We start from the raw sequence: 26,971 nt of genomic DNA, 5'->3' as shown, positions 1-26,971 counted from the left end.
GACACGCGGGCCCCCACGCCAGAGGACACTCTCATGACGTCGTCCACCACCCCCGCCACGAGCGAGCTGCCCAAGGGGCAGTATCGCCTCGGCGATCCCGTCGTACTGATCCTGAGCATCGGCTTCATCGTCGCCTTCGTCGGCCTGTCGCTATACGACATCGACGCCGTGGCCGGCGCCATCGGGGTCGGCTTCGCCTGGACCGCCCGCACCCTGGGGGCGTACTTTCAGCTGCTGTTGCTGCTGACCTTCTTCATCGCCATCGGCCTGACCGCCACGCCCATGGCGAGCGCCAGAATCGGCAATACCCGCACGCCGGAACTGTCGACCTTCAAGTGGCTGTCGATCATCATGTGCACCCTGCTCGCCGGTGGCGGGGTCTTCTTCGCCGCCGGCGAGCCGATCTATCACTTCGTGGTCACCCCGCCGGCCTTCGCCGACCGCGCGGCCATCGAGGCCGGTACCAGCGCCGCCATTGCCCCGGCCCTGGCCCAATCGTTCATGCACTGGGGCTTTCTGGCCTGGGCGGTGCTCGGCAGTCTGACCGCCGTGGTGCTGTCCCACGCCCACTACGACAAGGGTCAGCCCCTGCAGCCGCGCACCCTGCTCTACCCGGTGCTGGGCGAGCGCGTGATGCGCGGTACGCTTGGCGGTATCGTCGATGCGCTCTGCGTCATTGCCGTTGTGGCCGGCACCGTGGGGCCAATCGGCTTTCTGGCCACCCAGGTCAGCTTCGGCCTGCATGAGCTGTTCGGCGTCGCCAACACCTACATGACCCAGCTGATCATCCTGATCGGTCTCGGCGCGGTCTACGTCACCTCCGCGGTCACCGGCATCGACAAGGGCATTCAACTGCTCAGTCGCTTCAATGTCCTGCTGGCCCTGGCCATTGCCGGGGTCATCATTGTCTTTGGCCCGACGCTGTTCATGGTCAACGCCTTCACCCAGGGCTTCGGCGAATACCTGACCTCGTTCTTCGCCATGTCGACCATGACCGCACAGAACGCTCCGGCCTGGTGGATGCAGTGGTGGACGGTGTTCTTCTTCGCCTGGTTCATCGGCTATGGCCCGCTGATGGCGATCTTCGTGGCGCGTATCTCCAAGGGCCGCAGCATTCGCCAGATGATCCTCGCCGTGGCGGTGATGGCGCCCATCGCCACCGCGATCTGGTTCACCCTGCTCGGCGGCTCCGGTATCTACTATCAACTGACCGGCGTGTTCGATCTGAGCGAGGCACTCAACAACTTCCAGTTCGACGTGGCCACCCTGACCGTGGCCCAAGCCCTGCCCGGCGGCACCGCCATGGCGGTGGCGATCCTGCTGCTGACCACGATTTTCGTCGCCACCACCGGCGATTCGATGAGCTACGCCATCGCCGTGGTCGGCGCCGGCCATGACGAGCCGAGCCCGGTGATTCGGGCCTTCTGGGGCATCGCCATGGCCTTGATGGCGGCCATTTTGCTGTACATGGGGTCGGGCCAGATCAGCGCACTGCAACAGTTCATCGTGATCACCGCGATCCCGGTCTCGCTGGTCCTGCTGCCGTCGCTGTGGACAGGGCCCCAGGCGGCTCTGGCCATGGCCCGCGCCCAGGGCATCGCCGGCCGCACGCCCGGCGCCCGGGAGGAGGCCTGAGATGAAACGCGAGGACCTCACCGGCCGCCTGTCCGACGTCGAACAGCGCCTGCGCCTGCGCATTCCCGACGAGGTGATGGGGCTCGAACGCCTGGGCAGCCTGCACGCCAGCCGGCTGAGCTTCGTGCGCAGCCTGATGCGCCAGATGGCCCGCCAACGCTGGCAGATCAGCACCGCTCGCTTCGACCTGGACGACGCCGGTCACGGCGTCGCCATCTACCGCCTGCAGACGCCGCGTGGCCGCTACCATGGGGTGATCTTCTCCCAGCCGCTGCCGGACGAGGCGCGCTCGGATCGCGTCATCGCCGAGGCCTGGGATGTGACCTTCGGCGTGGTCGAAGGCGATGTGGATGACGCCCTGCTCGAGCAGATGGCCGCCAACGTGCCGCTGCAAGAGGCCGGGCGCCAGCACCCGCGCCTGCTGGTGCTGTCCCGCGCCAATCGCAGCCTGCGCAACTTCGCCGCCTTTCGTGAGGCGCTGGCGGCGGGGCGCCAGCCCGACCCTGCCTGGCTGACCAGAGTCGGCTACCTGTATCGCACCACCGCGGTCTACGGCAACGGCAAGTTCGGCATCGCCGACTTCGACCGACTCAAGGACAATCCGGACTTTCAGCGCCCGTTTTCGGCCCAGATGCTGGCGGTGTATCTGTTGCGACATTTCTCCATCGAGCAGATCGAACACATCGCTCGCCGTCAGGCGCCGCGAGATGCCGTCACGATGGCGCCGGCGCTGCGTCGCTATCTCGGCATCGGCAACTCCACCGGGCTCGGCATGGCGCCCTTTTTGATCAACCACCCGCAGCTGATCCAGCGCTGGGTCGAGAGTCGCGAGCAGGCGCTGGCCCAGGTCAGCGGCCAGGTGCCCGGCGAGCCGGACCGGCGGCGCCTGGTCGCCCTGGTCGCGCGGGCCGAACGTCATTTGGCCGAGACCCTGACCGAGGATATCGAGCAGAGCGCCCGCAATGCCGACACCGCCGCCGCCCTGCCCGCGGTACGCGCCTGGCTCGAACAGGTCCCGCTGGACGACGGGCTATGGCAGGAGCTGATCGACTGGAGTCGCCTGACCCTCAGCCTGGAGGCCCAGGAGCTGATCAATACCCTGCTGCTGGAGCTCTACCCGGAGATCGTCGACCCTTTCGAGGACCAAATGGGCGTCGTGGAGGGGCTGGAGCTGACCCCGGACATGCCGCTGGTGAGGCTCAAGCAACTGATCGAGACCCACTACGACTGGGCCCTGCGCCACGACTTCGGCGATCCCGACGAGTGCCACTGGTTCTGGTATCGCTCGGTGGAAAAGGAGGAACCGCGCCTTGGCGTGCGCGGCGCCGAGCCCGGCGCCGACCGTGAGCTCAAGCTCGCCATCGCGCCCCGGGTCGCCGACACTCATGGTGTCATCGAGGCCTTTCTCGACGCCCATCCGCGAGCCCTGGTGGTGGAGTTTCTGATCCACCACCCGCGTCACAAGGACATCATTCGACGCATCCAGAGCATGGTCGAGACGCCCTTCGGCGAGATCCGCGCCAACCTCTGGGCCCGGGACATGAGGCCAATGCATCTGCTGCGCGCCAAGCTATCGTTCTTCGGCGCCAGCCGCTTCGATCCCAAGTCCGATCGCTGGGTGCGCATCACCCTGTTCCAGGGCGCGCCGCTAGTCGAGGAACTCAACGCCGAGCCCAGCGACCTGGTCGACTTCGACGACTGGAGCTTTCCACTGGAGCCCGAGCTTTCCCACGACGACAGCAACAGCAACCTGCTTTCCGGTACCCATGGAGTCGCATCATGAAGGTGTCCTACAACGAGCTTCAGGGGCTCTGCCGCAAGGCCTTTTGCGCCATGGGCTTCGAGGATGGCGATGCCAGCGACGCCGCCGACATGGTGGCCTGGATGCAGCTCTACGAACTCGGCGGACTGGCGGCGCTGGGTCGCGGCCTCGACTTTCTGCTCGAGGACCAGGGCGAGCAGCCAGCGGAGTTGATCTACGCGGATGGCGACCTGGCGGTGCTCGATAGCCACGGCGCCAGCGTACTCAAGAGCTCGACCCTGGCGCTGGAGCTGGGTTTCGCCAAGGCCCGCGCCCGGGGCCTGGCGGTGATCAAGATCCGCCACTGCCACAACCGCCAGCTGATCATGGGCTATCTGGCGCGGCTGGCCGGGCGCGGCATGAACGTCACCGCCTTCTGGCGCAATGCCCAGGCGCCTGCCACGGAGGCCCAGGCACCGATCGGCGAGCAAGCGCCTGACACCCCACTGATCGAGCAGGTGGTGGGCTTTCGCGCGGGCAGCTCGGTGCCGGAGATTCGCGTCTACGCGGTGCACGAGGTGCCCGAGGAAAACGAGCCCAATGACGGGGTGACGCTGATCATGGCCAACCACGTCGACCTGCTGCCGTCGCTGCGCTCCGAGTATCAGCTGGACCTGCTGGCCCGGCACCAGGAGTCCGACCTGCTGGCCTGCCGCGAACGCGCCATGGCGCAGGGCATCGAGGTCGACGACGCCCTGTGGGCACGGCTCAAGGCGCTGGCCACCCGGCTGCTGGTGGAGTCCTGCGATGCCTCGCGCGGGGGAGCCGGCGCCGGTACCCACGACAACGACTAGCGCTGGGCCAAAACCACCGCCGCTGCGCAGCGCCCCGACGCGATCGAACGACCGCCTGCCGAGAGATCACACCTAGCGGGCACTACCCAGGGCCGGGACGCGTCGTCTCGGCCTTCGAACACGACTCTCCCCCAGCAAGGATTTCCCATGGTTCACCCGATCAAGACCGAGCTATTCGCCTCCCGCGCGCCCCTGTCCTGGGCCAGCGTCGGCAACGGCATCCTGTTCACCGCCCAGATCCCCATCGACGCCAGCGGCGAGGTGGTCGAGGGCGGTATCGAGGCCCAGACCCGCCAGGCCCTGGACAACCTCGTCCATACCCTGGAATGCGCCGGTAGTGGCGTTGCGGACCTGACCCAGGTACTGATCTACGTGACCCGGCGCGAAGACCTGGCTACCGTCAACAAGGTCTACGCCGAGGTCGTCCGCGAGCCCTACCCCAACCGCGCGGCGGTGATCGTCTCGGGCTTCGCCCGGGAGGAGATGCTGGTCGAGATGCTGGCCTACGCGGCGGTAGACGCCGCCTGAGCGCGGCACAAGAGCCCTCCTGGGGAGGACTCGTGGGTCCTTCTCAGGCTCGCAATAGCGCTACTCCTCGAAGTAGCGCGCCCACAGCGCCTGATAGTCGCCGTCATCCTTGAGCCCCTGGATGGCATCGTTGAAGGTGTCGGCTAACGCCTCGTCGCGCTGTCGGAAGGCGGCGCCGATGCCAGGCCCGTAGATCGATTCGGGACCGGTCACCAGCTCGCCCTTGCGCGCAAAGCGCTGGTCTGTGAAAAGCCTCTGCTGGGCCAGCGGAAAGGCGGTGAAGACCAGATCCAGTCGGCCGGTGAACATGTCGTTGATCACACCGCCAGAGTCCGCGTAGCGCCGAATATCCGCATCGCCGTGGTAGGTGGTCACGTACTCGTCCTGGATGGTGCCTTGCTGCACGCCGATGGTCATGCCGGACAGGTCACCTTCGGGATCGACCTCCGCTCCTGCCTGGCCCACCCACACCGACGGCACCTGATAGTAGGGTTCGGAGAACAGCACCTGTTTCGAGCGCTCGTCGGTGATATTCATGGCCGAGGCGATCAGGTCGTACTTGCGCGCCAAGAGCCCCGGAATGATGCCGTCCCAGCCCTGCTCCACCCACTCGCATTGGCGCTGCATGCGCTCGCAGGCGGCCTCGACCAGCTCGACCTCGAAGCCGGTCAGACTGCCGTCAGGCAGCTTTTCCTGGTAGGGCGGATAGGGCACATCGACACCGATGCGCAGCGGACGATCGTCCGCTTGGGCGGTGGTGGTACTTGCCAGGGCAACGGCAATGGCCAGGCCAAAGGGGGTGGACAGCAGTGCTTGGATCTTCATGGTCGTTTCTCGCTCTATTGTGATTGTGTGTTATCAGAGGCAACCGAGGACACCGCGCTAGTGCTCAGGAGCGGCGCCCGGTTCGGCGCCAGAATCGAGTCCGGGGCCTTCACCCACACCGGAACGCCTCTCCCGCTCCCTCCCCAGACCCGCCAGCTCGCCCAAGGTGATGGAGGTCAACGGCGGGCGTATGTGGTAGTAGCCGACCTCATCCATGTCGCGTCCCTGGCCGCTGGCCATCAGCCGCGACACATTGGTGCCGCATAGCCGTCCCTGGCAGGGGCCCATGCCGCAGCGTGTGAAGGCCTTGAGCTGGTTGGGGCCGGCGGGCCCCGCCTCCAGCGCCGCCTCGAGCTGTGCCCGGGTCACTCCTTCGCAGCGGCAGATCAGGGTCTGACCGGGTTGGCGCTCGACCCAGTCCGCTGGCGGCGTGAACAGCGCATCCAGCAGGCGCCGGCCGGACAGGTCCTGGCGACATCGACGCTTAAGCTCGGCGCTTTCCTTCGCTATCGCCTGGCGGTTCTCGGGCCTGCCCACCGGCGCGGTGGCGTTTTCGGCCCCAGGCACCAGGTCATCCAGCAGCGCCAGGGCGGCCAGTCGTCCTTCCCGCTCGGCGTTCGCGGCGCCGCCGATGCCGCCGCCATCACCGGCCAGCCAAACCCCGGGGCGGACCGACAGATCATCGCGACGGACAGGCACGAACGCCTGCTGGGCCGCCTGCCAGCAATGGTCGATGCCCAGCCCTCGGGGGAGCTGCGGCTCGGGCACTATGCCCATATGGGTCAGTAGCCAGTCGGTCTTGAGGATGTGTTCGTTGCCATCGCCAAGAACGCGATAGCGCACTCCGGTCAAGCGCTCGTCGCCCTCGGCCACCAGCGACTGGACGCCGCGGATGATCGGCACCCCCGCCCGTCTGAGCGTCGCCAGCATGCGCGCGCCCTTGGTGAGGTAACCGCGTGCTCGCCAGGACCAGAGGGGATGCCGCAACATCCGACCAAGCCCCAGGCTCGGCGACGTGTCGAGGATCGCTTGGGGCGGGCAGCCGGCGTTAAGGTACTGCCAGGCGAGCAGGTAAAGTAGTGGCCCATTCCCTGCCAGCACCGGCGGCCCGTCGGTGACCAGCGCCCCCTGCTTCATCAGGATCTGCGCGGCGCCGGCCTGCATCACACCGGGCAGTTGCCAGCCGAGAAAGGGCCAGCCACGCTCCATGGCGCCGGTGGCGATGATCAGGCGATCAGCGACCAGTTCATGGCTGACGCCATCGCGCCCGCGCACGCCCAGTCGATGAGCGCCGTTGCCTCGATGGTCCTCGAGACTGTTCTCGTGCAGGTCTTCGTGCGGCTCTTCGTCCGCCCCCACGGCGTCGTCCATTGCCTCGACCCACCACACCCGTGAACCGGGGCGATAGTCGATCCTTGCCCGATCGGCTGCCTGCCTGAAGGCGCACACCAAGGAGCGCCCCCTGTAGTAGTCCTTGCCCATCACGGCGGCGTCGAGCTGAGACTCGAGCAGCTGGCGATAGACCTGCCCGCCGGGTGACTCCGCCTGATCCAACACCAGCGGTCGCAGGCCGGCACCGACCAGTCTCAAGGCCGCCGCCATGCCGGCGGGGCCGGCGCCGAGTACCACCACCCGGGCGCCTTCGCTGTGGCCCGGCGCTGCCTGGCGGGACTCGCCCCTCACTTCAGGTCTCTTCATTGCGCGGCTCCCTGGCAATGACGTCCGCCGGAGCAGCCCCAGCCGTCTCGCCGTCGATCTGGCGACGCACCTGCATGCCCTGTTCGACCCGAACCAGACACCCCTGGCGATTGGGCGCGTCGTCGATGGTGATCAGGCAATCGTGGCACACCCCCATCATGCACAGCGGGGCACGCCGGCCACCGGCTACGTGGTGGCGATAGCCTTCAGCTCCCTCGTGCAGCAGCACGGCGGCCGCCACGCTGAGCGTTGCGGGAACCCGTCGCTCATGGCCATCGATGGTGATGGTGACCTCGGGCGTGGCCGTGGCCCTTTCATACCGCTTGAGCATCGAAGCGCCCTCCCGAGAACAGCGGATAGCGTTCGGCGAGCCGGTCATCGTCCAGTGCGGCGGCCAGCTCATCGGCGTGGAAGGCGGCCAGGGTGATGCCGCTATGACAGCTCAGGTTGTAGGCGCCGGGCTGACGCAGCGAGGCCTCGTAGACCGGGCAGCCGTCCGGGGTCATGATCCTCAGCGCCGCCCAACTGCGCACCAGGCGCGCCGAGGCGAGCTCGGGATAGATGGTCACCGCCCGCCGCGCCAGGGCGTGCAGGGTCTCTAGCGTCACTCGGGTGTCGTGGCCGACGTGCTCGAGCACGTCACCGATCAGGTAGCCGCCGCTCGCCGTCTGGCGTATCTGCGGTGTCGGCAGGCGCCCCGACGCGGGCAGGCGCTCGCTGACCAAGACCTGCCCACGCACCGGCTCGACGCGGCCGCAGAGCCCCAGGGGCGGCGCCAGGCGCGCCGCCCCCAGCCCACAGGCAAGCACCAGACGCTCTGCACGGATCTCGCCCTGGGCGGTGTGAGCGGTAAAACCCGCCTCGCCGGATTCGATCGAGGCGACGGGATGATGGGGGCGGACATCCACCCCGAGCGCCTGGCAGGCGCTGTAGAGCGCGCGTAGCAGGAACAGTGGGTTGCAGTGACCGTCGTGGGGCGTCCAGATACCGCCGGGAACCTCGCGGCCAAGGCCTGGCAGCAGGGCACGCAGCCGCTCGCTCTCCAGATACTCCCAGCGCACGCCTGCCTCACGAGCCCAAGGCGCGTCGTATAGCGCCTGATACTCGGCGCGACGCTCGCGGGCCTCGTCTTCAGTCAGGCACAGATCGACGCCACCGGGTTGCTCGAATTCAAGATCCACCCCGGTGCGCTCGAAAAGCTCCTGGGCGAAGCGGGGCCAGGCCCGGCTGGCGGCCAGTGACATCGCCGCGTAGGCGGGCATGTCGGCGCCCTTGCCCTGGACCCAGACCAGTCCGGCATTGCCCCGGGAGGCCTTGAGTGCGGTGTCGTGTTCATCGAGGACACACACCCTGCGGCCACGACGCGCCAGCCCATAGGCCACCGCCATGCCCACCACGCCGCCGCCAATCACCACCACCTCATGCGCCATACAGGCCCCGGCTCGTCGCCCAATGTTAACCAATGACTCGACGATAGAAGCCTCAACCCATACGATCCAATACCAATCGATGGCCATTCCATGTCTTAATGGTATGAATCGAATCGACGGAGCTCCCGATGAACGGCCCCAGGCTCAGTGACCGCCAGCTAGAAGCCTTTCAGCACACCATGGACAGCGGCAGCGTCACCGCCGCCGCCAACCGCATGCGCATCGCCCAGCCGGGCGTCACCCGACTGTTGAAGCAGCTCGAGCACGACCTCGGCTTTGCGCTGTTTGCGCGGATCAAGGGACGCCTGGTGCCGACGCCGGAAGCGCGCCTGTTCTATCGCGAACAGCAGCGCCTGTGGCGGGGACTGGAACATCTCAGGGACAGTGCGCGGCGGATTCGCCAGCGCGAGCTGGGTGGACTCACGATCACCGCCATGCCCCTGCTCGGTCTGACCTTTGTGCCGGACGTCATCGCCGGGATGTCCAAGGATCACCCGGATCAGTGCCTGCGGCTATCCACCTATCGCTCCGAGCAGGTAGTGGAAGACGTGGTGACCCAGCGCTCGGAGATCGGCTTTTCTCTGCTGGGAAGCCAGGACGAACGCCTGAGCGCGAATCCCTTCGCCCTCGATAGCGTCTGTCTGCTACCCCCGGATCACCCGCTGGCAAGGCGCGAGAGCATCAGCCTCGAGGACCTCGACGGCCAGGCGCTGATCCACTACGAACCGGGAGACCCCAGCCGACAGACGCTGGAGCACGCCCTGGCGACGCGAGGCGTCACCCCCCGCTCGCGGCTGGAGGTCTCGTTGGCGCTGCAGGCGACCCGACTGGTCGGCCAGGGTGCGGGCATCGCCATCGTCGACGCCCTCAACGCTCGCACCATGGGAGGAGCCGACAGCGTGGTGCGGCCGCTTCGCGAGCCCCTGACCGAGGCCTTCTACCTGTTGACGCCCCGGGATCAGCCACTGTCCCGACTGGCCGAGGAGTTTATTCAGCGCTTTAAACACCAGTTTGCCGAGGCGACGGCGGGAGCATGAGCCTAATCGGAGCCTTCTCCTCGCAGTCGCTGGCCGGCCTATCCTGAACGACAGCCCCAGTCTCGGCGTGATCGTATTGCGCATGCTCCGGATGCAGACGATCAGGACGATGTTGCAACAATAGGTTGCAACAACAGGGCGACGCCGTGGCAAGAGCCCGCCGGCGATCCGTTCACCCACCATGGCACCCGACGGTGCAGCATGAAGGAACTGGCTAGGTACCACCCGGCTGATCAGCGCTGGTTCCCCGACGACCCGCGACAGCCACGAGACGCCCACGAACGCCCACGAACGCCCACGAACGCCGTGAGGTTGCTGCCATAACATTTCGCCTGCTATTTTTTATCCGACCCGCCCTTGAAGCATTGATGCCTCCCCCACATGTAGTCCTTTGCACATCGAAGCACGTATTGGCCAAGCACCGGCCTTGCCGGCGTTCAAAGAACCCACGGCCCCGGACGCATCCCACGGGCCTCGCCACGATCATGGAGCCAAGATGTCCAAGCAGATTCCCAACCCCGGCCTCGGGACCTTTCGCCTCACAGGCGACGCCCTGCGCCACGCCGTCACCACGGCACTCAAGCTCGGCTATCGCCACATCGATACCGCTCAGTTCTATGCCAACGAAGCCGAGGTCGGTTCCGCCATCGAAGCTAGCCGCGTGCCGCGTGACGAGATCTTCCTGACCACCAAGGTGTGGTGGGACCGCCTCGAGCCGATCGCGCTCAAGGCCAGCGTCGAAGAAAGCCTGTCCAAGCTCGGTACCACCTACGTCGACCTGCTGCTGATTCACTGGCCATCGCCGGACGACGAGGTGCCGATGCGCGACTACCTGACCGCGCTCAAGCAAGTGAAGGACGCCGGCAAGGCCCGCCATATCGGGGTTTCCAACTTCACCAAGGCGCACATCGATCAGGCGGTGGATATCCTCGGCAAGGGCGAAATCCTGACCAACCAGATCGAGGTCCACCCGTTCCTGCAAAACCGCGACCTGATCGCCCACTGCGAGCACCACGGCATCACCCCGACCGCCTTCATGCCGCTGGCAGTCGGCAAGGTGATGGAGGACGAGACCCTGAAGGGCATCGGCGAGAAGTACGGCGCAAGCCCCGCCCAGGTGGCCATCGCCTGGCTCAGCCAGCTCGGCATTCCGACCTTCCCCTCCTCGACCAAGGAGCAGAACCTCAAGAGCAATCTCGAGGCCCTGAAGCTAACGCTCACCGAGGAAGACATGGCCGCCATCGCGGAGCTCGATCGTGGCGAGCGTGTCGCCAGTCCCGATTTCGCACCGAAGTGGGATCAGTAGGCCGGCAGACGCGGTCTAGCATCACTGATCTCCTTACAGGCTGATCATCGATCAGGCCTGCCAAAAAGCGCCACCGGCGGTTGCTACCGCCGGTGGCGTCTTTTTGTGTTTCTTTCAACCTGTAGCCCACCGCACCACCGATGCTATTCATACGATCCGACAACCTACGCAATAACTCGCTCAACGCATGGTGAGCGCCTCAAATGTTTCCCATAGTGAAGTCACGGGTCGACCACAGGGTCCCTCGTCTATCGTCTTCACGGGAGCACGCGCATCATGGCCGATACTCTTATCAAGATCGATCTGCACCAATCCCCCTACGACAACGCCCAGGTCCACAACCGCTGGCATCCGGACATCCCCATGGCCGCCATGGTCAAGCCTGGCGACGACTTCATCATCGAATGTCACGACTGGACCGGTGGCCAGATCCACAACGACGACAGCGCCGAGGACGTGCGCGACGTGGACCTGTCCCAGGTCCACTTTCTGTCGGGTCCGGTGGGTGTGGAAGGGGCCGAGCCTGGCGACCTGCTGGTCGTCGACATCCTCGATATCGGCGCCTTTGGCGACAGCCAGTGGGGCTTCAACGGCTTCTTTTCCAAGCAGAACGGCGGCGGATTCCTGACCGAGCACTTCCCCCAGGCCCAGAAGTCGATCTGGGACTTCAACGGCATGATGACTTCCTCCCGCCATATTCCGGGGGTGGAGTTCGCCGGCCTCATCCATCCCGGCCTGATCGGCACCCTGCCGTCCCGCCCCCTGCTCGAGGAATGGAACCAGCGCGAAAAGACCCTCTACGACAGTGATCCGACCCGCGTGCCGGGGCTCGCCAACCTGCCCTACGCCGACACCGCCCACATGGGCCAGCTCAGCGGCGATGCACACGACCGCGCCGCCGCCGAGGGCGCCCGCACGGTGCCGCCACGGGAGCACGGCGGCAACTGCGACATCAAGGACCTGTCCCGGGGTTCGACGGTGTACTTCCCGGTCTACGTCAAGGAGGCGGGCCTGTCGGTGGGCGACCTGCACTTCAGCCAGGGCGACGGCGAGATCACCTTCTGCGGCGCCATCGAGATGGCCGGCTGGATCCATCTTAGGGTCAAGCTGATCAAGGACGGCATGGCCAAGTACGGCATCAAGAATCCCATCTTCAAGCCGTCGAAGATCGCCCCACGCTACGATGACTACCTGATCTTCGAGGGGATCTCCGTCGACGAGCAGGGCAAGCAGCACTACCTCGACGTCCACATCGCCTACCGTCAGGCCTGCCTCAACGCGATCGAGTACCTGACCAAGTTCGGCTACAGCCGCTCCCAGGCCTATTCGCTGCTCGGCTGCGCGCCGGCCCAAGGGCACATCAGCGGCGTGGTGGACGTGCCCAACGCCTGCGCCACGCTTTGGCTACCCACCGATATCTTCGACTTCGACATCAAGCCCGGCGCCGATGGTCCAAGCCGCCAGGTCGACGGCAAGGAGCTGCCCCTGGCGCCTGACAGGGCTTCGGACCAAACACCGGACCCGGACAATTGAGAGAGGTGACACATGCCCGTCTACGACTACAAGTGCCCAGAACACGGCCTGTTTCATGAACTGGTCGCGATGGATGCGAGCGCAGACACCCAGCCCTGCCCACAGTGCGGCGACCTGGCGCCGAGGGTGTTGCTGGTATCACCGGGGCTGCTCGAGATGGCGCCGGAACGTCGCCAGGCCATGGAGCGCAACGAACGCGCGGCCCACGAGCCCCGCCACGGCAACCACGCAAGCGAAGAGGACGCTGGCTGCCGGCATCGAGCGCGCGACAAGCCCAGGGTGTTCTACACCGCCGACGGTCACAAGACCTTTCCGTCTGCGCGCCCCTGGATGATCAGCCACTGACCTTCGACGTGCCGGCGGCAATGGAGGCGGTCACCGGGTGGTCCGGTATCGCCTTTACGTTCGCCGGGCCACTACCTGCCCTGCCATCATGGCGTGTGCTGACATCACCCCTTGGCGCCGGGTGCGACTGGCATGGCATCGTCCTCGGGAGGTGCCAGCGGCTTGATGGTCCAGCCGGTGTAGCCGTAGAGCACGGTAACCAGCGGCGACAGCCAGCAGAAGAAGTTGAACGGCAGGTAGGCGATGGTGGCGACACCGAGCGTTGCCGCCTGGTAGGCGCCACCGGAATTCCAGGGCACCAGGTTGGCGGTGACGGTGGCGGAGTCCTCCACCGCCCGGGACAGGTTCTCCGGTGCCAGCCCGCGGTCACGATAGGCCTCGGCGTAGGTGCGCGCCCCCATGACGATGGCCATGTACTGATCGCACAGCACCACATTGGCGCCGATCGAGGTCAGCACCGTGGACAGGATCAAGGAGCCCCGCGTCTTTGCCGCCTTGAGGATGGTCTCGGCGATGGTCCTGAGCTGCTGGGTGCGCTCCATCACCCCGCCGAACATCATCGCTACGATGACCAGGCTGATGGTGTAGAACATCGAATTGAGGCCACCGCGGCTGAGCAGGCTATCCACCGCCTCGACGCCGGTGTCGGAGGTCACGCCACCGAAGGCCACCTGCATCAGTTCGGCGTAGTCGGCCCCCTGCACCCCCAGCGCACAGAGCCCCCCGGCGATGACGCCCAGGGTAATGCCAGGAATCGCCGGCAGCCGCTTGTAGGAGACGAATAGCACCAGCAGTGGCGGCAGCAGCAGAACAGGGTTGATGACGTAGTTGGCCGCCAGCGTCTCCTGCATCACCTCGACTCGCTCGAGCCCCCCCGACGCCCCCGAGAAGTAAAGGCTCAGCGCCGCCTCGATCACCAGGGTCAGCGTGATGCTGACCCCGGTGGTGTAGGACATGTGCTTGATATGGGTGAACAGGTCGGTGCCGGCCATGGCCGGCGCCAGGTTGGTGGTATCCGACAAGGGCGACATCTTGTCACCGAAGTAGGCCCCGGACAGCACCGCCCCGGCCACCAGCGGCAGCGGAATCTCCAGCGACCCACCGATGCCCATCAGTGCCACTCCCAGGGTGCCGGTGGTACCCCAGCTCGATCCCGTCGCCAGCGACGAGATGGCGCAGATGACCACCGTCGCAGGCAGGAAGATCGTCGGTGACAGCAGCTTGAGGCCATAGGAAATCAGGGTCGGCACCACTCCAGCCTGTATCCACACCCCGATCAGCACCCCCACCACCATCAGGATAATCAACGCCGGCAGGGCGTTGTGAATGCCCCTCACCATGCCCTCCTGGATATCGTCCCAGCGATAGCCGCAGCGCAGCGCCACCAGGCTCGCCACGATGACCCCCAGCAACATGGGAATCTGCGGGTCGAGGCCGTAGACGACGATGGACACGCCGATGCCGACCACCAGCGCAAGCAGCGATATCAGCGCCTCCGCCAGGGTCGGGGGGCGCTGCGTACGGGAAAACAGGCGGTTGATCAAAGGGCGCACTCCTGAACGAACTCTCCTGAACGACACCGGATCACGGGCGGTGCCGAAAGCCCCTCGCACTGAGCCGGTGGCTCGACCGGCTCCACCCGACGAGTTCAGGAACACTAGGCGGCAATGTCAGGCACCGCCATGAAACTACGCCACACGTTCTACATCGGCACAGTTACGAGCAGAGCTCGTCATCTTCTTACGACAATCTCCCACCACCGTCGTCTCAGGGCCGCGCCGCCGCCCCCACGTCTGCCTCAGGACTCCCCCCGCTCGGCGTCGGCCAGAAAAGCCTCAACGCTGCCCTGAAAGCCCGTTAGATGGGCCTTGATGCGCTCATCCGACCAGTCCCACCAGGCCAGACGCTCCAGGCGCTCGATGATGCCAGGGTCGTCGAAGCGCGGGCGTAGCACCCGGGCCGGGTTGCCGACCACGATGTGGTAGGCCGGAACGTCCCTGGTCACCACGCTGCCGGCGCCGACAATGGCGCCGTTGCCGATGGTCACGCCGGGCAGCACGATGGCGCCATGGCCGATCCAGACATCGTGGCCAATGACCACGCGATCGGCTTCACGCCAGGCGAACACCTCCGCGTCGAGGGCCTCGTCGGCGAAACCGAACTTGCCGGGACGATAGCTGAAGTGGTGGAGCGTCGGCCGCCACCACGGATGATTGCTCGGGTTGATGCGCACGCTTGAGGCGATCGAGGTGAACTTGCCGATGGTGGCGAACATCACGTCGCCATCGCGCTCGATATAGCTGTAATCGCCCAGGGTGACGTGGTTGAACACGCAGCGACTGCCGACCTCGGTGAAGCGCCCCAATTCGCTGGTATGCAGGCGGGCGTCGGCGGCCACATTGGGACGCTCGGACAGACGCGGCGACGCCGGCTGGTCCAGCGCGCTGGGCGAGTCACTCGATGAGGTGCTGGCAGAAACCGATGGCGTGGGGATATCGGACATGATCAGGGGGACTCTCGCAGATAAGTCATCATGAAGGAAGGAAAGGCCACGACTGGAGCAGCGCCTTGTCAGGGCTTTGTACGAAAAATCGGCGAGCGATGGTTAGACAAGGCAAAAATCGGTGAGACAGTGCAGTTTACGAGGTGTAAATGAGCATGTTGATCCGATTTTTAACGCCGTATTACCGAGCGCAGGCACTTTTCCTGCAAGCCCTAGCCGACGGCATCCAGACGCGGCCAGTCCTCCAGGCTCTCGCCGTCCCGGGCGATACGCACCTTCGGCGGCAGCACCGGCGCCTGCGTCCGGCACTCGACATCCAGGTCGTGGCCGATATGGGTGAGATAGGCCCGGGGTGGGTCGAGGCGGGTGATGATGTCCAGCGCCTGGGTGATGGTGTTGTGGTTGCGCGGCGCGGCGTAAGACGCCGGGTGACAGGCGTCCAGTACGACGACGTCGGGCCTCCAGTCGCGCAGGAAGCGTTCGGTCTCCCGCGGCAGGCCAAGGGTGTCGGTGAGATACGCCAACCGCGTGCCGCCATCATCGAGGCAGTAGCCCAGGGTCGGCTTCGAGTGATAGAGGGGCACCGGCGTCACCGTCAGACTCTCGAGCTTGATCGGTTTGAACGGCTTGAGCCCGGGCTGAAAGTCCAGCACGCCGGCGTTTCGATACAAATCGGCACAGCCCTGGGCATCCTTGGGGCCGTAGACCGGAATCGGCTCGCCACCGCCCCAGCGCAGGTGAAAGAGCCCCTGAACGTGGTCGGCGTGATAGTGCGTGATCAGAAAGGCCGCGGGGCGCTGGATCTCGCAGCTATGGGCCAGATCCATGCGTCCGGCATCGAGCAGGTAGCGCTTGCCGTCGACATGGACCTCGGCCGAGCATGGCCCGCGCTGCAGGCTCGTGAAGACCCGCGCCCGATTGCAGGCCACGCAGTCGCAGCCAAAGCGCGGCACCTGGGCACTGTCGCCGGTGCCGGTAAATCGAAACTCCATCGATCGCTCCTGTGTCGATAGCTTCTCTGGCGAGAGGTCTTCGGCCCCTACCCGGCAGACGAGCAGCGCCCCTGGATCAGCGCCGTCAGTGCCGCGAGGCTGTCATCAAGACTCCCGCCATTGTCGATCCGGACGAGCCCGGAAAAGGATGCCAACAGTTCGCGCTCGACCGCGCGATGACGCGCCAACCGGCCCTCGATCTCCTCGGCCGATTCTCGCCCTCGCTCGACCAGCCGACGATGCAGCACCTCAGACGATGCGGTGATGACGACCGGGACCAGTGCCTCGCCGAAGCGCTCCCGCGCCCTCGGCAAGGCGCGCCGGCTGCCGTTGAGCAGTACCGTGGCGCCGCTCTTGAGCCACACCGAAACCTCCACGCCGACGCCATAGCTCAGGCCGTGGGCCTGCCAGTCCAGACACATCAGCCCGAGCTCGCGGCGCACCGTAAACTCTGCGTCACTGAGCGCCACGCAGTCTTCATCGACGCCACTTTCCCGGGTCAGGTAGCGGTGCGCCACCAGCCACTCGGGGTGGGCTCGGCGGGCGGCTTGAAGCAGGCTGTCCTTGCCGACACCGCTGGCGCCTATCAGATAGATCAGCCGTCCCATCAGTGCACCTGCCTGCCGTCGCACCACACCCGCTGCACCAGCGGATGGCCATCGATTTCCCGTACCCGAACGAGGTCGGCGCGCTGGCCCTCGGCGATGCGTCCGCGGTCGGTCAGCCCCACGGCGTCGGCGGGATGACGCGAGGCGCAGGCCACCGCCCGCGGCAGGTCATAGCCGTCTTCCATGGCGGCGATCCGAAACACCGCATCCAGCAAGGCGGCCGGGTAGTAGTCCGACGACAGGATGTCGAGCACACCGAGGCGCACCAGTTCGCTGGCGGCGATATTGCCGGAATGCGACCCGCCGCGAACCACATTGGGGGCGCCCATCATCACCGCCATGCCGTTGCGGTGGGAGGCATCGGCGGCCTCCAGGGTGGTGGGAAACTCCGCCACCCGGGTGCCGTACTCGAGGCTCTCCGCCACGTGGGACACGGTGGCATCGTCATGACTCGCCAGGGCCAGGCCGCGCTCGCGACAGGCCTTGGCGATCGCCTGACGATGGGCGCTGGAGTACTGGGCGCTGAAGGCTTGCTGGCGCTCGATAAAGGCCTCGAGCCCGGCGTCATCGAAGCCGTGCTTGCCCTTGTAGTACACCCGGTAGGCATCGAGGCTGGCGAACTGGCGCTGCCCCGGCGAGTGATCCATCAGCGACACCAGCCCAAGCTCCGGGGTCTCGGCCAGGGACTCAAAGCGCGCCAGGGTATCCGGGTGGCAGACCTCGCAGCGCAGGTGCAGGCGGTGATCGACTCGGGCCATGCCGCTGCGATTGATCTCGGCCAGGGCCTCGACCATCTGATGCAGGGCGCCGTGGCGCATGCTCTGGTCATCGACATCACCGATGGAGACGGCATCGAACACCGTGGTGATGCCGCTGGCGGCCATCTGGGCATCGTGGGCCAGGGCCGCCGAGCGCGCCGGCCACGACACCTTGGGCCGCGGCTGGAAGTACTTTTCCATATTGTCGGTGTGCAGCTCGATCAGGCCGGGGATCAGCAGGTCGCCCTCGCAGTCGATGGCGCCGGGCAGTGCGATAGGCCCCTGCTCAACGGCCTTGATCCGCCCCGCCTTGATCACCAGGCTGCCGGAGACGACCTCATCGTCGAGCACCAGGCGGGCATTGGTCAGAATCTGGTCGTTGGCGCTCATGACAGTGGCTCCTGGGGGGTACTGTGGCGGGTGCTCGGCGTGGCCGCCGAGCAAGACGCGGGTGTAAGGGCAGACGGCTCGGTCGAGGGTGCAGGCTCACCGGCACCGAGCATATGCCCCTCAAGCGGTAGCAGCCGGTCGGCGACGCGCTCGCGCACGTCTTCGTCGTGGAAGATGCCGAGCATCGCGGTGCCACGGGCCTTGGCCTCCTCGATCAACTGCACCACCACCTCGCGGTTGGCGGCGTCCAAGGATGCCGTGGGCTCGTCGAGCAGCAGCAACGGGTGCTCGGCGATAAAGCCCCGGGCGATATTGACCCGCTGCTGCTCGCCGCCGGAAAAGGTCCCCGGAGCCAGGTCCCACAGTCGCCGAGGAAGATTGAGCCGGGCCAGCAGGGTCTCGGCGCGCTGGCGGGCCTCGTCGGTGTCGATCCCCCGGGACAGCAGCGGCTCCATCACGACGTCCCGGGCCGAGACCCGCGGTACCACGCGCAGAAACTGGCTGACGTAGCCGATCACATCGCGCCTGAGCACGTGCCAGGCCTGGGCCGGCAAGTCGGACAGCGCAAGCTCGCCGTCGTCGAAGTGCAGCGTCAGCCGCCCGCCGGAGACGCGATAGTTGCCATTGACCATTTTCAGCAGGGTGCTCTTGCCGATGCCGCTGCGCCCGGCCAGCACCAGGCACTCGCCCGGCGCCAGGCTCAGCTCGAGGCCGCGCATCACGGCCAGTTGCTGCCCGCCCTGGGCGTGCAGCACGAAGGTCTTGTCGAGCGCCGATGCGCTCAGAAAGGGTTGCCTGATCGCCGTCATAGCGGGCTCCTGAAGAGGGAATCCTTGAGGGGTGCGCGGCTCATGGCGTCAGCACCGATGACACCAGTAGCTGGGTGTAGTCATGCTGCGGATCGTCGAGAATCTGATCGGTCAGGCCCGCCTCCACCACCCGACCGCGGCGCATCACCATCAGTCGATGGGCCAGCAGACGGGCGACCGCCAGGTCGTGGGTGACCAGCACCACCGACAGGCCAAGCTCTCGGGTCAGGGTGCGCAGCATGTCGAGAAGGCGCGCCTGGACCGAGACGTCGAGGCCACCGGTGGGCTCATCCATGAACACCAGGCGCGGCTCGGTGACCAGGGTGCGGGCGATCTGCAGGCGTTGCTGCATGCCGCCGGAGAAGGTTCGCGGGGCGTCGTCGATGCGCGCGGGGTCGAGCTCCACCCGGCCCATCCAGTCCTGGCCGGCGGCCCTCAGGTCACCATAGTGGCGCTGGCCGAGGGCCATCAGCCGCTCGCCGACGTTGGCCCCGGCGGATACGCCAAGACGCAGGCCATCGCGGGGGTTCTGATGCACCAGGCCCCACTCCATGCGCAAAAGCGCCCGGCGGCGCGCCTCGCCGATGGCGTAGAGATCGAGCGCTTCGTCCTTTCCGGGGCTGCCTCCCACCGAGCCGGACTCGCCGGCGTGATAGACCACCCGGCCGCGATCCGGCGCCTCGAGCCCCGACAGCACCCGCAACAGGGTCGATTTTCCCGAGCCGGACTCGCCGACGATGCCGAGCACTTCCCCTTGATGCAGGGTGAAGTCGATGTCCTGGCAGCCCTGGTCGGGGCCGTACAGTCGGGTGATGTCGCGCGCCTCAAGCAGGGCGGGACGCGTGAGCTGTGGGCACTTCATGCCACCTCCTCGCGACGGTCCTGGCAGTAGTCGGTATCCGAGCAGACGAACATGCGCCCACCGCGGTCGTCGGTGATGACCTCATCGAGGTAGCTATCGGTGGCCCCGCACAGGGCGCAGGGCTCGTCCCAGGTCGGGATCTCGAAGGGATGATCCTCGAAGTCCAGACTCTTGACCCGGGTGTAGGGCGGAATGGCGTAGAGGCGCTTCTCGCGGCCGGCACCAAACAGCATCAGCGCCTCGCTCATGTCGAGCTTGGGGTTGTCGAACTTGGGAATCGGTGACGGGTCCATGACGTAGCGTCCATCGACCTTGACCGGATAGGCGTAGGTGGTGGCGATGTGGCCGTGGCGGGCGATGTCCTCATAGAGCTTGACGTGCATGACGCCGTACTCCTCGAGGGCATGCATCACCCGGGTCTCCTCCTCGCTCGGCTCGATAAAGCGCAGCGGCTCCGGAATCGGCACCTGGAACACCAGGATCTGGTGGGGCGACAGCGCACGTTCGGGGATGCGGTGGCGGGTCTGGATCACGCTCGCCGCCTGGGTGCGCGTCGTCGTCTCGACCCCGGCCACGCGCTCGAAGAAGGTGCGGATGCTGACGGCATTGGTGGTGTCATCGGCGCCCTGGTCGATCACCTTGAGCACATCGTCGGCGCCGAGGATGCTGGCGGTGAGCTGCATGCCGCCGGTGCCCCAGCCGTAGGGCATCGGCATTTCACGGCCGCCGAAGGGCACCTGATAACCGGGAATGGCCACCGCCTTGAGCAGCGCGCGACGGATCATGCGCTTGGTCTGCTCGTCCAGGTAGGCGAAGTTGTAACCACCGTAGGCGAGCGCGTCGGTTCCGCCGCGCTCTTCGCGATGGCGCTGCTGTTCACCACGGTCACGGGGGCTGTTCGCGGCCTTGTCATCGATGCTGGCGTTCATGCCGGACTCTCCTGGGAACGCTGAGGGTCTGAGGGGGCGGGCGTCTGCGCACCCGCCGCTGCGCTATCGGCGTCGGAGCCCGGACCGGGCGGTGGCGGGGCTTCGCCCTCGGCTGCGAGACCGGGGGCGTGCTCACGCCGCAGGCGCCGCAGCAGTTCGAGTTCAGACTGAAAGTCGACGTAGTGCGGCAGCTTCAGGTGGGAGACGAACCCGGAGGCCTCCACGTTGTCGGCGTGGGCGAGGACGAACTCGGCCTGCTGGGCCGGCCCCTGGACCGGCTCGCCGAGCTCTTCGGCGCGCAGGGCACGATCGACCAGCGCCATGGCCATGGTCTTGCGCTCGTTGCGGCCGAAGGCCAGCCCATAGCCGCGAGTGAACTGCGGCGCCTTCTCGCGGCTGCCGCCGAACTGGTTGATCATCTGGCATTCGCTGATGACGACCTCGCCGATGCACAAGGGACCATCGAAGCCCTCCACCTCGATTTCCACCTCGACGGCACCCTGGCGAATCTCCCCGGCGAACGGATGGTTGCGCCCATAGCCACGCTGGGTCGAGTACCCCAGGGCCAGCAGGTAGCCCTCGTCGCCCCGCGCCAGCATCTGCAGGCGAGTGGCGCGGTCGACCGGGAAGTCGGGGGGATCTCGGGTGATGTCGTAGGGCTCGGCGCCGTCATCGATTTCCTGCTCGATCAGCCCTTCGGCGTCGAGGGCCTCGAGAATCTGCGGGCAGGCCTCGAGCGCCGCATCGGCCTTCTCGGGGGCCGGCGTTTCGCCGTCGGCGAGCAGCATGAAATCGAGCAGGCGGTGGGTGTAGTCATAGGTCGACCCCAGCACCTGGCCCCCCGGAACGTCCTTGAAGGTGGCGCTGATGCGCCGCTCGACACGCATGTCGGCGGTCCTGAGCGCGACGCTGTCGGCGAGCCTTGGCAAGGTAGTGCGATAGGCGCGCAGCAGAAACACCGCTTCGGTCAGATCGCCGCTGGCCTGCTTCAATGCCAGCGCCGCAAGCTGTGGGTCATGCAGCGAGGCCTCGGCCATCACCCGATCCACAGCGAGCCCCAATTGATCGCGCACCTGGTCGACCTTGAGCTCATCCTGGTCGCGGTCGCCGCGACGGCGGTCGGCCATCCAGCGATGGGCGTTGGCGATGGCCTGCTCGCCTCCTTTCACGGCAACGTACATCAGGCGTCCTCCTCGACACCAGATACCCGCTCGATGCGGGTACTGCGTGGAATGGCGGTCAGACGCCCTGCCGATGTCAGAATGGCGTCGAGACCGAGGGGGAAGCTGGCCCGATTGGCGGCCAGGCGCGTCATCAGCACCGCGGCCGTCGCATCGAGCTCCAGTATCCGGCTGTCGAGAATCCCGGGGCCACGCAAGCGCCACGGCTCGTTACCGGCGATGCGTCGCCTGTCGCCGACCTCGGCCAGGTCGTCGAGCACCACGACCAAGGTGGTGCTGCGATCCGGGTAGGTATCGCTGCCCTCGGCAAAGTCCGGCAGTTCCTGACAGCTCTGGGGGGTCAACAGCGCAAAATCGGCCTCACCGGCGTCGGTCACGATGCGCGAACCGGTGTGGAAGGCGATGGCCTCGGCCAGACCATCACGCTGGAGTTCGTCGGCGATCCACACCCGGGTATCCAGATCGCATAGCGCCAGCAGCGTCCCCCAGGCGGCGCTCGACATCGCCACGCCCTCGGGTAGCGGCGCCAGGCGCACCTCGGCGACGCTGCCGGGCTCGGCCATCGCGCCCAGCACCTGGCGAAACAGCCGCTGGCCGTGGTGGACCGCATCCTCCAGCGCCGGCCAGTCGTGGGGCCTCGGATGGCAGGCCGCTCCGTGAAGGGCTGAGCCTCGGCTCGCCGACCCTTGGCTTGCTGAAACATCGCTCATGGCTATTCCCCCCGAACCATGGTGAAGAAATCGACCCGAGTCGCCGCCGCCTGGCGGGAGCTCTCGGCGTGTTCGTCGGCAAGGACCCGAGCCAGCGGCTCGATCAGCTCCGCGTCGATGCGCCGCGTCCAGCGTTCCTGGCGCGCACAGGCGTCGATCAGGGCGATCAGTTCGGCGTGCTCGCGCCTGCGCCCTGCCACCCAGCCGTGGCCCAGCGTGCCGCCACCGGAGGTGCCGTCATCGAGGGCGACACTGGCCCGGGTCAGGGTCATCTCCCCCAGGTTGAAGGCATTGCCCGAGCCGCCCATGCGTCCGCGGACCATGGCCATGCCCGTCTCGGGACCGCGAACGCAGCGGTGGCCGACCTGAATACCGAGGGTCGCCCAGCTCTCGCTGAGGCGCTCGAAGGGCGTCAGCGCGAGGATGCGGTGACGCTGTTCTGGAGACATAGGTTCTGGAGACATAGGCTCCGGTGACATCGCTTCATGAGTCATGATGAGCCCTCATCGTTGTCGGCTTGGCAGACGCCGAAACCTCGTTAACCTTCATGTTCATCCGGAAAATCAAAGTGATAGGCGACGCGATCCGCCCTGGCGCGGCTGACCGATACCTCGACCAGCTGTCGCTTGTCATCGACGTTGTCACTGGTCAACACCAGCAGCGGCGCCAGATGCGGACACTGCAGCAGCCGGCTATCGTCACGATCGGCCTGGCTCGCCTCCAGGCGTACGCCGGAGCGGGTCAGGCGCAGGCCATAGTGCTGATCGAGCAGCGCACGGGTAGAGCCACCGCGATAGCGCTCGCACCAGCCCGGCACTCGCTCGGCGTGCAACCAGTGACGCAGGCGCAGTAGCGGCGCGCCATCCACGCAGCGCAGCGTATCCACGCACAGCAGTCCCTCGTCATCGCCGAGCCCAAAGCGCTGGGCGATGGCTTCGGGCGGCCGCACGACGCTCTGCGCCAGGCACCGGGTCTCGGTATTCAGCCCCAGCTCGGCAAGGTTGTGGGTGACCTTGCTGCCGGCGCTGACCATGTAGTCCAGCCGCCGGTCCACGACCTGGGTGCCCCAGCCCTGATGCCGCGTCACCATGCCCGCGGCCACCAGTTCATCGAGGGCCCGGCGCACGGTATGACGGTTCACCGCGAAGCGCTTGGCCAGGGCCGACTCGCTCGGCAGCTGGTCGCCGGCGCGGTGCTGGGTGCGAACCTCTCGAGCCAGCACGCCTGCCAACTGGCGGTAGCGCGGCTGCCCATCCTGCTCGATGGCGGTGTCACTGGCGGTGCGGCGATGCTGCTCATCGCCCTGCCGAATCAGTTGTCTAGACATGTTTGCTCCTGGAAAAAGCCCCCGTTCCTGGGGTCCGCTGGCCGGGTGCTCTCTCAAGACTAGATGAAACGCTTGCGCAGGCGCTGGGACGCCATATCGAGCACCGTCACGGCGACGATGATCACCAGCATGATGGTGGCGGTCTCGGCGTACTGGAAGCCGCGCATGGTCTCCCACAGCGCCACCCCGATGCCGCCGCCACCGACCATGCCAAGCACCGTGGCAGAGCGAATGTTCGACTCGAAGCGGTAGAGGCTGACCGAGATCCATAGCGGCAATACCTGGGGAATCAGGCCGAAGACGATTTCCTCGATGCGCCCGGCACCGGTCACGCGGATGCCTTCCATGGGACCGGCATCACTGGCTTCCACGGCTTCCGAGAACAGCTTGGCGAGCACGCCAGTGGTGTGCACGAACAGCGCCAAGGTACCGGCGAAGGGACCGAGCCCCACCGCCACCACGAACAGCATGGCGAACACCAGTTCATTGATGGCACGGGTGGCGTCCATCAGCCGACGCATGGGCTGATAGACCCACCAGGGCACCAGGTTCTCAGACGACAGCAGGCTGCAAGGCACCGCCACGATGATCGCCAGCAGCGTGCCCCAGATGGCGATCTGGATGGTGACCAGCATCTGGTCGATATAGTGGCCAAGATTGCCCAGCGCTGGCGGAAAGAAATCGCCGGCGAGGGTCGCCATGTTGTCGGCGTTCTCGACCAGCAGGCTCGGGCGCATCTCGACGCCTTGCCAGGCCCAGGTCAGCACGCTGATCAGCGCAAACCAGCCGATCAGCGACGTCCAACTGCGGCGCTTGGCCAACGTCAGAGGAAGGTGGGAAGTCTGAGTGCTCATGATGTCTCCGGACCGGGCGAGCGCCGCGCGCTTGCCCGGTCATGCAGGGGCTGTCGTTGGCTCAACCGGCGGTGGCGCTGGCATCGGCACCGGCTTCGGCGGCCTGGACCTCCTGCAGACGCTGGTCGAGGGCATCGAGCTTGGCATCCAGCTCAGCAAGCTGCGCCTCGCGATCGGCCTGCGTCAGGCTGTCGTCGTTGGCGATTTCGGCGCGCTGCTTGAACAGCGCCAGCTGACGAATCGGCAGCAGTTGGTCGTTGTCGGAGGCATCGAAACGAGCCCACTGCAGCGGCTCGAGAATCGCCTGTTCTTCGGCGTTATCGCCGTAGTTGAGGAAGAAGTCGCGCAGACGGTCCTTGGTCTCATCAGACAAATTGGTGCGCCACACCAGCGGATCGGACGGAATCAGCGGCGACTTCCAGATCACCCGAAGCTGCTCGGCCTTCTCCGGCGCGGTGATCTCCAGACGCTCCATGCCTTCGGAGTTGAAGGTGGCGACATCCACCTGATGATTCGCCACCGACAGGGCATTGGTCTCGTGACTCGAGTTCAGGGTGCGTTTGAACGCGGTCGTGGCATCGACGCCGTTCTTGGCGAACACGTAATAGCCCGGCACCAGATAGCCCGACGTGGAATTGGGATCGCCGTTGCCAAACACCAGCTCCGAGGCGGAGGCCAGCATGTCATCGATGCTTTGCAGGTCACTGTCCTGATTGACGATCATCAGGCTCCAGTAGCCCGGCTGACCGCCTTCTGGCACGGTCTGGGCGAAGATCTCACCGCCGGCGCGATCCACGGCCTCCATGGCCGACTTGTTGCCGTACCAGGCAAGATCGATCTGATCGAAGCGCATGGCCTGGATCACCGCGGCATAGTCGGTGGCGAAGAACGGCTCGACCTCCATGCCGAGACTCTCCGACATGTCATCGAGAAACGGCTGCCACAGCGGCTGCTGATTGGTGCTGGACTCGGTGGAGATGATGCCGAACTTGAGGGTGTCGGCATCGGCAGCGGCAAGCTGGGCACCGGCGGCGAGGCCGAGTCCGGCGATCAACGGCAGGGTCAGGCGGCGAAAGGAAGCGAAAGCCATGGCAATGTCTCCGAGGGTCGGGATGGGATGATGCGAACAGGTGGCGGTTGGGGGTGCCTTCGGCGCCGCCGACGAGTCGTCAACGGCCGCGGTCGTGGGCAAGCCCGCAGGGTTAGGCCATGACCGGCGTCGTCGGGGCTCGGGCGGTGCTCCCCTGGCGACGGGGGGGCGTGGTCTCGGCGCTCAGGGCTTCGCCGGCACGCAGCTCGTCGAGGCCAGCATTCTCGTAAAGCGACTGCAGTCGCGCGTCGGTCAACTCACCGATGGCGCCATCGAAGTACAGCCGTCCATCCTTCAGGGCGATGGCGCGGTGGCAGTAGCGCCGAGCCACATCGACCTGATGCAGGGTAACGACCACGGTGCGGCCGTCTTCGGCGTGAATGCGGCTCAATATCTCCATGACTTCACGGGCACTGCGCGGATCCAGGGAGGCAATCGGCTCGTCGGCCAGGATCACCTCGGCGTCCTGCATCAGGGCGCGGGCGATGGCCACCCGCTGCATCTGACCGCCGGACAGGGTATTGGCGCGCTGATCGACCATTCCCTCGAGGCCGACACGAGCCAGACAAGCCCGCGCCCGCTGGCGCTCCTGCTCGGTGAAGCGGCCCAGCAGCGCCCGGGAGCGTGGCATGCTGCCAAGACGCCCCACCAGTACATTGGCCAACACGCTCAGGCGCCCCACCAGGTTGAACTGCTGGAAGATATAGCCGGTGCGGCACCGCTCGCCGCGACTGGCGCGACGCAGGCGACCGCCGGCCTGCACCTCACGCCCCATCAACTCGACGCGCCCACCCCGCCCGCGGCTGCCACAGGTCAGGCCAACCAGGTGGCGCAGCAGGGTGGACTTGCCGGAGCCCGATGGGCCGATCAGCGCGACCATCTCGCCCGGCGCAACGCGAAAACTCACATCATCAAGCACCCGGCGCTGGCCGAAGGACTTGTGCAACTGCTCGACGATGATGGTGGGAATGGACATGACGCCTCTCCTCTAGGAATGGCGCCAGTCTGGGGCAGCAATGTGAAGGG

Annotated in this window: 27 protein-coding genes; 8 read left to right on the top strand and 19 right to left on the bottom strand. The window is 66.4% G+C overall.

Annotated features, from left to right (window positions below; genetic code table 11):
• The first annotated feature begins 33 nt into the window (after nt 1-33).
• The 4 genes from ACUN9Y_RS17495 to ACUN9Y_RS17480 all read left to right on the top strand — a co-directional run bounded on the left by ACUN9Y_RS17495 (nt 34) and on the right by ACUN9Y_RS17480 (nt 4,758).
• On the top strand, nt 34-1,635 hold the full coding sequence (locus ACUN9Y_RS17495; RefSeq protein WP_445462003.1) for a BCCT family transporter: 1,602 nt from the start codon (nt 34-36) through the stop codon (nt 1,633-1,635).
• Nucleotide 1,636: 1 nt separating this feature from the next.
• Nucleotides 1,637-3,418: a hypothetical protein gene (locus ACUN9Y_RS17490; protein ID WP_445462002.1), complete on the top strand. Its 1,782-nt coding sequence runs from the start codon at nt 1,637-1,639 to the stop codon at nt 3,416-3,418.
• On the top strand, nt 3,415-4,230 hold the full coding sequence (locus ACUN9Y_RS17485) for a DUF3726 domain-containing protein (protein ID WP_445462001.1): 816 nt from the start codon (nt 3,415-3,417) through the stop codon (nt 4,228-4,230). The genes ACUN9Y_RS17490 and ACUN9Y_RS17485 overlap by 4 nt, the downstream gene beginning before the upstream one ends.
• Before the next feature lie 147 nt (nt 4,231-4,377).
• The gene (locus ACUN9Y_RS17480; RefSeq protein WP_445462000.1) at nt 4,378-4,758 is read left to right on the top strand and encodes a RidA family protein; all 381 of its coding nucleotides are present in this window, start codon (nt 4,378-4,380) and stop codon (nt 4,756-4,758) included.
• A 60-nt stretch (nt 4,759-4,818) separates the two neighbouring features.
• Here the strand turns inward: ACUN9Y_RS17480 and ACUN9Y_RS17475 are convergent, their stop codons facing one another.
• Genes ACUN9Y_RS17475 through ACUN9Y_RS17460 form a run of 4 tightly spaced genes read right to left on the bottom strand, consistent with a single transcriptional unit; the run spans nt 4,819 to nt 8,711 of the window.
• Nucleotides 4,819-5,583 carry a transporter substrate-binding domain-containing protein gene (locus ACUN9Y_RS17475; RefSeq protein ID WP_445461999.1) on the bottom strand — a complete coding sequence of 255 codons (765 nt, stop codon included), beginning with the start codon at nt 5,581-5,583 and terminating at the stop codon, nt 4,819-4,821.
• 57 nt (nt 5,584-5,640) lie between these two features.
• Complete coding sequence (locus tag ACUN9Y_RS17470; protein ID WP_445461998.1) at nt 5,641-7,281, bottom strand: FAD-dependent oxidoreductase; 1,641 nt, start codon at nt 7,279-7,281, stop codon at nt 5,641-5,643.
• Nucleotides 7,268-7,612, bottom strand: a complete 345-nt coding sequence (locus ACUN9Y_RS17465) for a (2Fe-2S)-binding protein (protein ID WP_445461997.1) — start codon at nt 7,610-7,612, stop codon at nt 7,268-7,270. The genes ACUN9Y_RS17470 and ACUN9Y_RS17465 overlap by 14 nt, the downstream gene beginning before the upstream one ends.
• A complete protein-coding gene (locus ACUN9Y_RS17460; protein ID WP_445461996.1) occupies nt 7,596-8,711 on the bottom strand; it encodes an NAD(P)/FAD-dependent oxidoreductase in 1,116 nt (371 codons plus the stop codon). Before ACUN9Y_RS17460 ends, ACUN9Y_RS17465 begins: the two co-directional genes overlap by 17 nt.
• Before the next feature lie 128 nt (nt 8,712-8,839).
• Between ACUN9Y_RS17460 and ACUN9Y_RS17455 the strand changes: the two genes are divergently transcribed.
• From ACUN9Y_RS17455 to ACUN9Y_RS17440, 4 genes are all read left to right on the top strand, one after another.
• The gene (locus tag ACUN9Y_RS17455; RefSeq protein ID WP_445461995.1) at nt 8,840-9,748 is read left to right on the top strand and encodes a LysR family transcriptional regulator; all 909 of its coding nucleotides are present in this window, start codon (nt 8,840-8,842) and stop codon (nt 9,746-9,748) included.
• Between the two features lie 496 nt (nt 9,749-10,244).
• Nucleotides 10,245-11,054 (top strand): 2,5-didehydrogluconate reductase DkgB, encoded by an 810-nt coding sequence (gene dkgB / locus ACUN9Y_RS17450; RefSeq protein WP_445461994.1) that lies wholly within the window; start codon nt 10,245-10,247, stop codon nt 11,052-11,054.
• 276 nt (nt 11,055-11,330) lie between these two features.
• Entirely contained in the window at nt 11,331-12,587 is a 1,257-nt protein-coding gene (gene fmdA / locus ACUN9Y_RS17445) for a formamidase (protein ID WP_445461993.1), read from the top strand.
• A 12-nt stretch (nt 12,588-12,599) separates the two neighbouring features.
• Nucleotides 12,600-12,932: a zinc ribbon domain-containing protein gene (locus tag ACUN9Y_RS17440; protein WP_445461992.1), complete on the top strand. Its 333-nt coding sequence runs from the start codon at nt 12,600-12,602 to the stop codon at nt 12,930-12,932.
• 104 nt (nt 12,933-13,036) lie between these two features.
• On the opposite strand, the gene nhaC is transcribed toward ACUN9Y_RS17440, so the two are convergent.
• The 15 genes from nhaC to phnC all read right to left on the bottom strand — a co-directional run bounded on the left by nhaC (nt 13,037) and on the right by phnC (nt 26,921).
• Nucleotides 13,037-14,476, bottom strand: coding sequence for a Na+/H+ antiporter NhaC (gene nhaC / locus ACUN9Y_RS17435; RefSeq protein WP_445461991.1), 1,440 nt, complete (start codon nt 14,474-14,476; stop codon nt 13,037-13,039).
• A gap of 254 nt (nt 14,477-14,730) precedes the next feature.
• On the bottom strand, nt 14,731-15,435 hold the full coding sequence (locus ACUN9Y_RS17430; RefSeq protein WP_445461990.1) for a DapH/DapD/GlmU-related protein: 705 nt from the start codon (nt 15,433-15,435) through the stop codon (nt 14,731-14,733).
• A gap of 212 nt (nt 15,436-15,647) precedes the next feature.
• On the bottom strand, nt 15,648-16,427 hold the full coding sequence (gene phnP, locus ACUN9Y_RS17425) for a phosphonate metabolism protein PhnP (RefSeq protein ID WP_445461989.1): 780 nt from the start codon (nt 16,425-16,427) through the stop codon (nt 15,648-15,650).
• 47 nt (nt 16,428-16,474) lie between these two features.
• Complete coding sequence (gene phnN / locus ACUN9Y_RS17420; protein WP_445461988.1) at nt 16,475-17,035, bottom strand: ribose 1,5-bisphosphokinase; 561 nt, start codon at nt 17,033-17,035, stop codon at nt 16,475-16,477.
• Nucleotides 17,035-18,183 carry an alpha-D-ribose 1-methylphosphonate 5-triphosphate diphosphatase gene (locus tag ACUN9Y_RS17415; protein ID WP_445461987.1) on the bottom strand — a complete coding sequence of 383 codons (1,149 nt, stop codon included), beginning with the start codon at nt 18,181-18,183 and terminating at the stop codon, nt 17,035-17,037. Before ACUN9Y_RS17415 ends, phnN begins: the two co-directional genes overlap by 1 nt.
• Nucleotides 18,180-18,992, bottom strand: coding sequence for a phosphonate C-P lyase system protein PhnL (gene phnL / locus ACUN9Y_RS17410; protein ID WP_445461986.1), 813 nt, complete (start codon nt 18,990-18,992; stop codon nt 18,180-18,182). The genes ACUN9Y_RS17415 and phnL overlap by 4 nt, the downstream gene beginning before the upstream one ends.
• A gap of 40 nt (nt 18,993-19,032) precedes the next feature.
• Complete coding sequence (phnK, locus tag ACUN9Y_RS17405) at nt 19,033-19,854, bottom strand: phosphonate C-P lyase system protein PhnK (RefSeq protein ID WP_445461985.1); 822 nt, start codon at nt 19,852-19,854, stop codon at nt 19,033-19,035.
• Nucleotides 19,851-20,783 carry an alpha-D-ribose 1-methylphosphonate 5-phosphate C-P-lyase PhnJ gene (locus tag ACUN9Y_RS17400; RefSeq protein WP_445461984.1) on the bottom strand — a complete coding sequence of 311 codons (933 nt, stop codon included), beginning with the start codon at nt 20,781-20,783 and terminating at the stop codon, nt 19,851-19,853. The genes phnK and ACUN9Y_RS17400 overlap by 4 nt, the downstream gene beginning before the upstream one ends.
• On the bottom strand, nt 20,780-21,964 hold the full coding sequence (locus tag ACUN9Y_RS17395) for a carbon-phosphorus lyase complex subunit PhnI (RefSeq protein ID WP_445461983.1): 1,185 nt from the start codon (nt 21,962-21,964) through the stop codon (nt 20,780-20,782). The genes ACUN9Y_RS17400 and ACUN9Y_RS17395 overlap by 4 nt, the downstream gene beginning before the upstream one ends.
• Nucleotides 21,964-22,674 carry a phosphonate C-P lyase system protein PhnH gene (gene phnH, locus ACUN9Y_RS17390; protein WP_445461982.1) on the bottom strand — a complete coding sequence of 237 codons (711 nt, stop codon included), beginning with the start codon at nt 22,672-22,674 and terminating at the stop codon, nt 21,964-21,966. The genes ACUN9Y_RS17395 and phnH overlap by 1 nt, the downstream gene beginning before the upstream one ends.
• Before the next feature lie 2 nt (nt 22,675-22,676).
• A complete protein-coding gene (gene phnG, locus ACUN9Y_RS17385) occupies nt 22,677-23,138 on the bottom strand; it encodes a phosphonate C-P lyase system protein PhnG (protein ID WP_445461981.1) in 462 nt (153 codons plus the stop codon).
• Nucleotides 23,139-23,212: 74 nt separating this feature from the next.
• Nucleotides 23,213-24,001, bottom strand: coding sequence for a phosphonate metabolism transcriptional regulator PhnF (gene phnF / locus ACUN9Y_RS17380; RefSeq protein ID WP_445461980.1), 789 nt, complete (start codon nt 23,999-24,001; stop codon nt 23,213-23,215).
• Nucleotides 24,002-24,060: 59 nt separating this feature from the next.
• Nucleotides 24,061-24,855, bottom strand: coding sequence for a phosphonate ABC transporter, permease protein PhnE (gene phnE, locus ACUN9Y_RS17375; protein WP_445461979.1), 795 nt, complete (start codon nt 24,853-24,855; stop codon nt 24,061-24,063).
• 61 nt (nt 24,856-24,916) lie between these two features.
• Nucleotides 24,917-25,945, bottom strand: coding sequence for a phosphonate ABC transporter substrate-binding protein (gene phnD, locus ACUN9Y_RS17370; protein ID WP_445461978.1), 1,029 nt, complete (start codon nt 25,943-25,945; stop codon nt 24,917-24,919).
• A 112-nt stretch (nt 25,946-26,057) separates the two neighbouring features.
• Complete coding sequence (gene phnC, locus ACUN9Y_RS17365) at nt 26,058-26,921, bottom strand: phosphonate ABC transporter ATP-binding protein (RefSeq protein WP_445461977.1); 864 nt, start codon at nt 26,919-26,921, stop codon at nt 26,058-26,060.
• Nucleotides 26,922-26,971: the final 50 nt, after the last annotated feature.

The organism is Halomonas sp. V046, from assembly GCF_052645355.1.
Note: the sequence above shows the minus strand (reverse complement) of the source record. Positions and strands in the feature narration are given on the sequence as shown.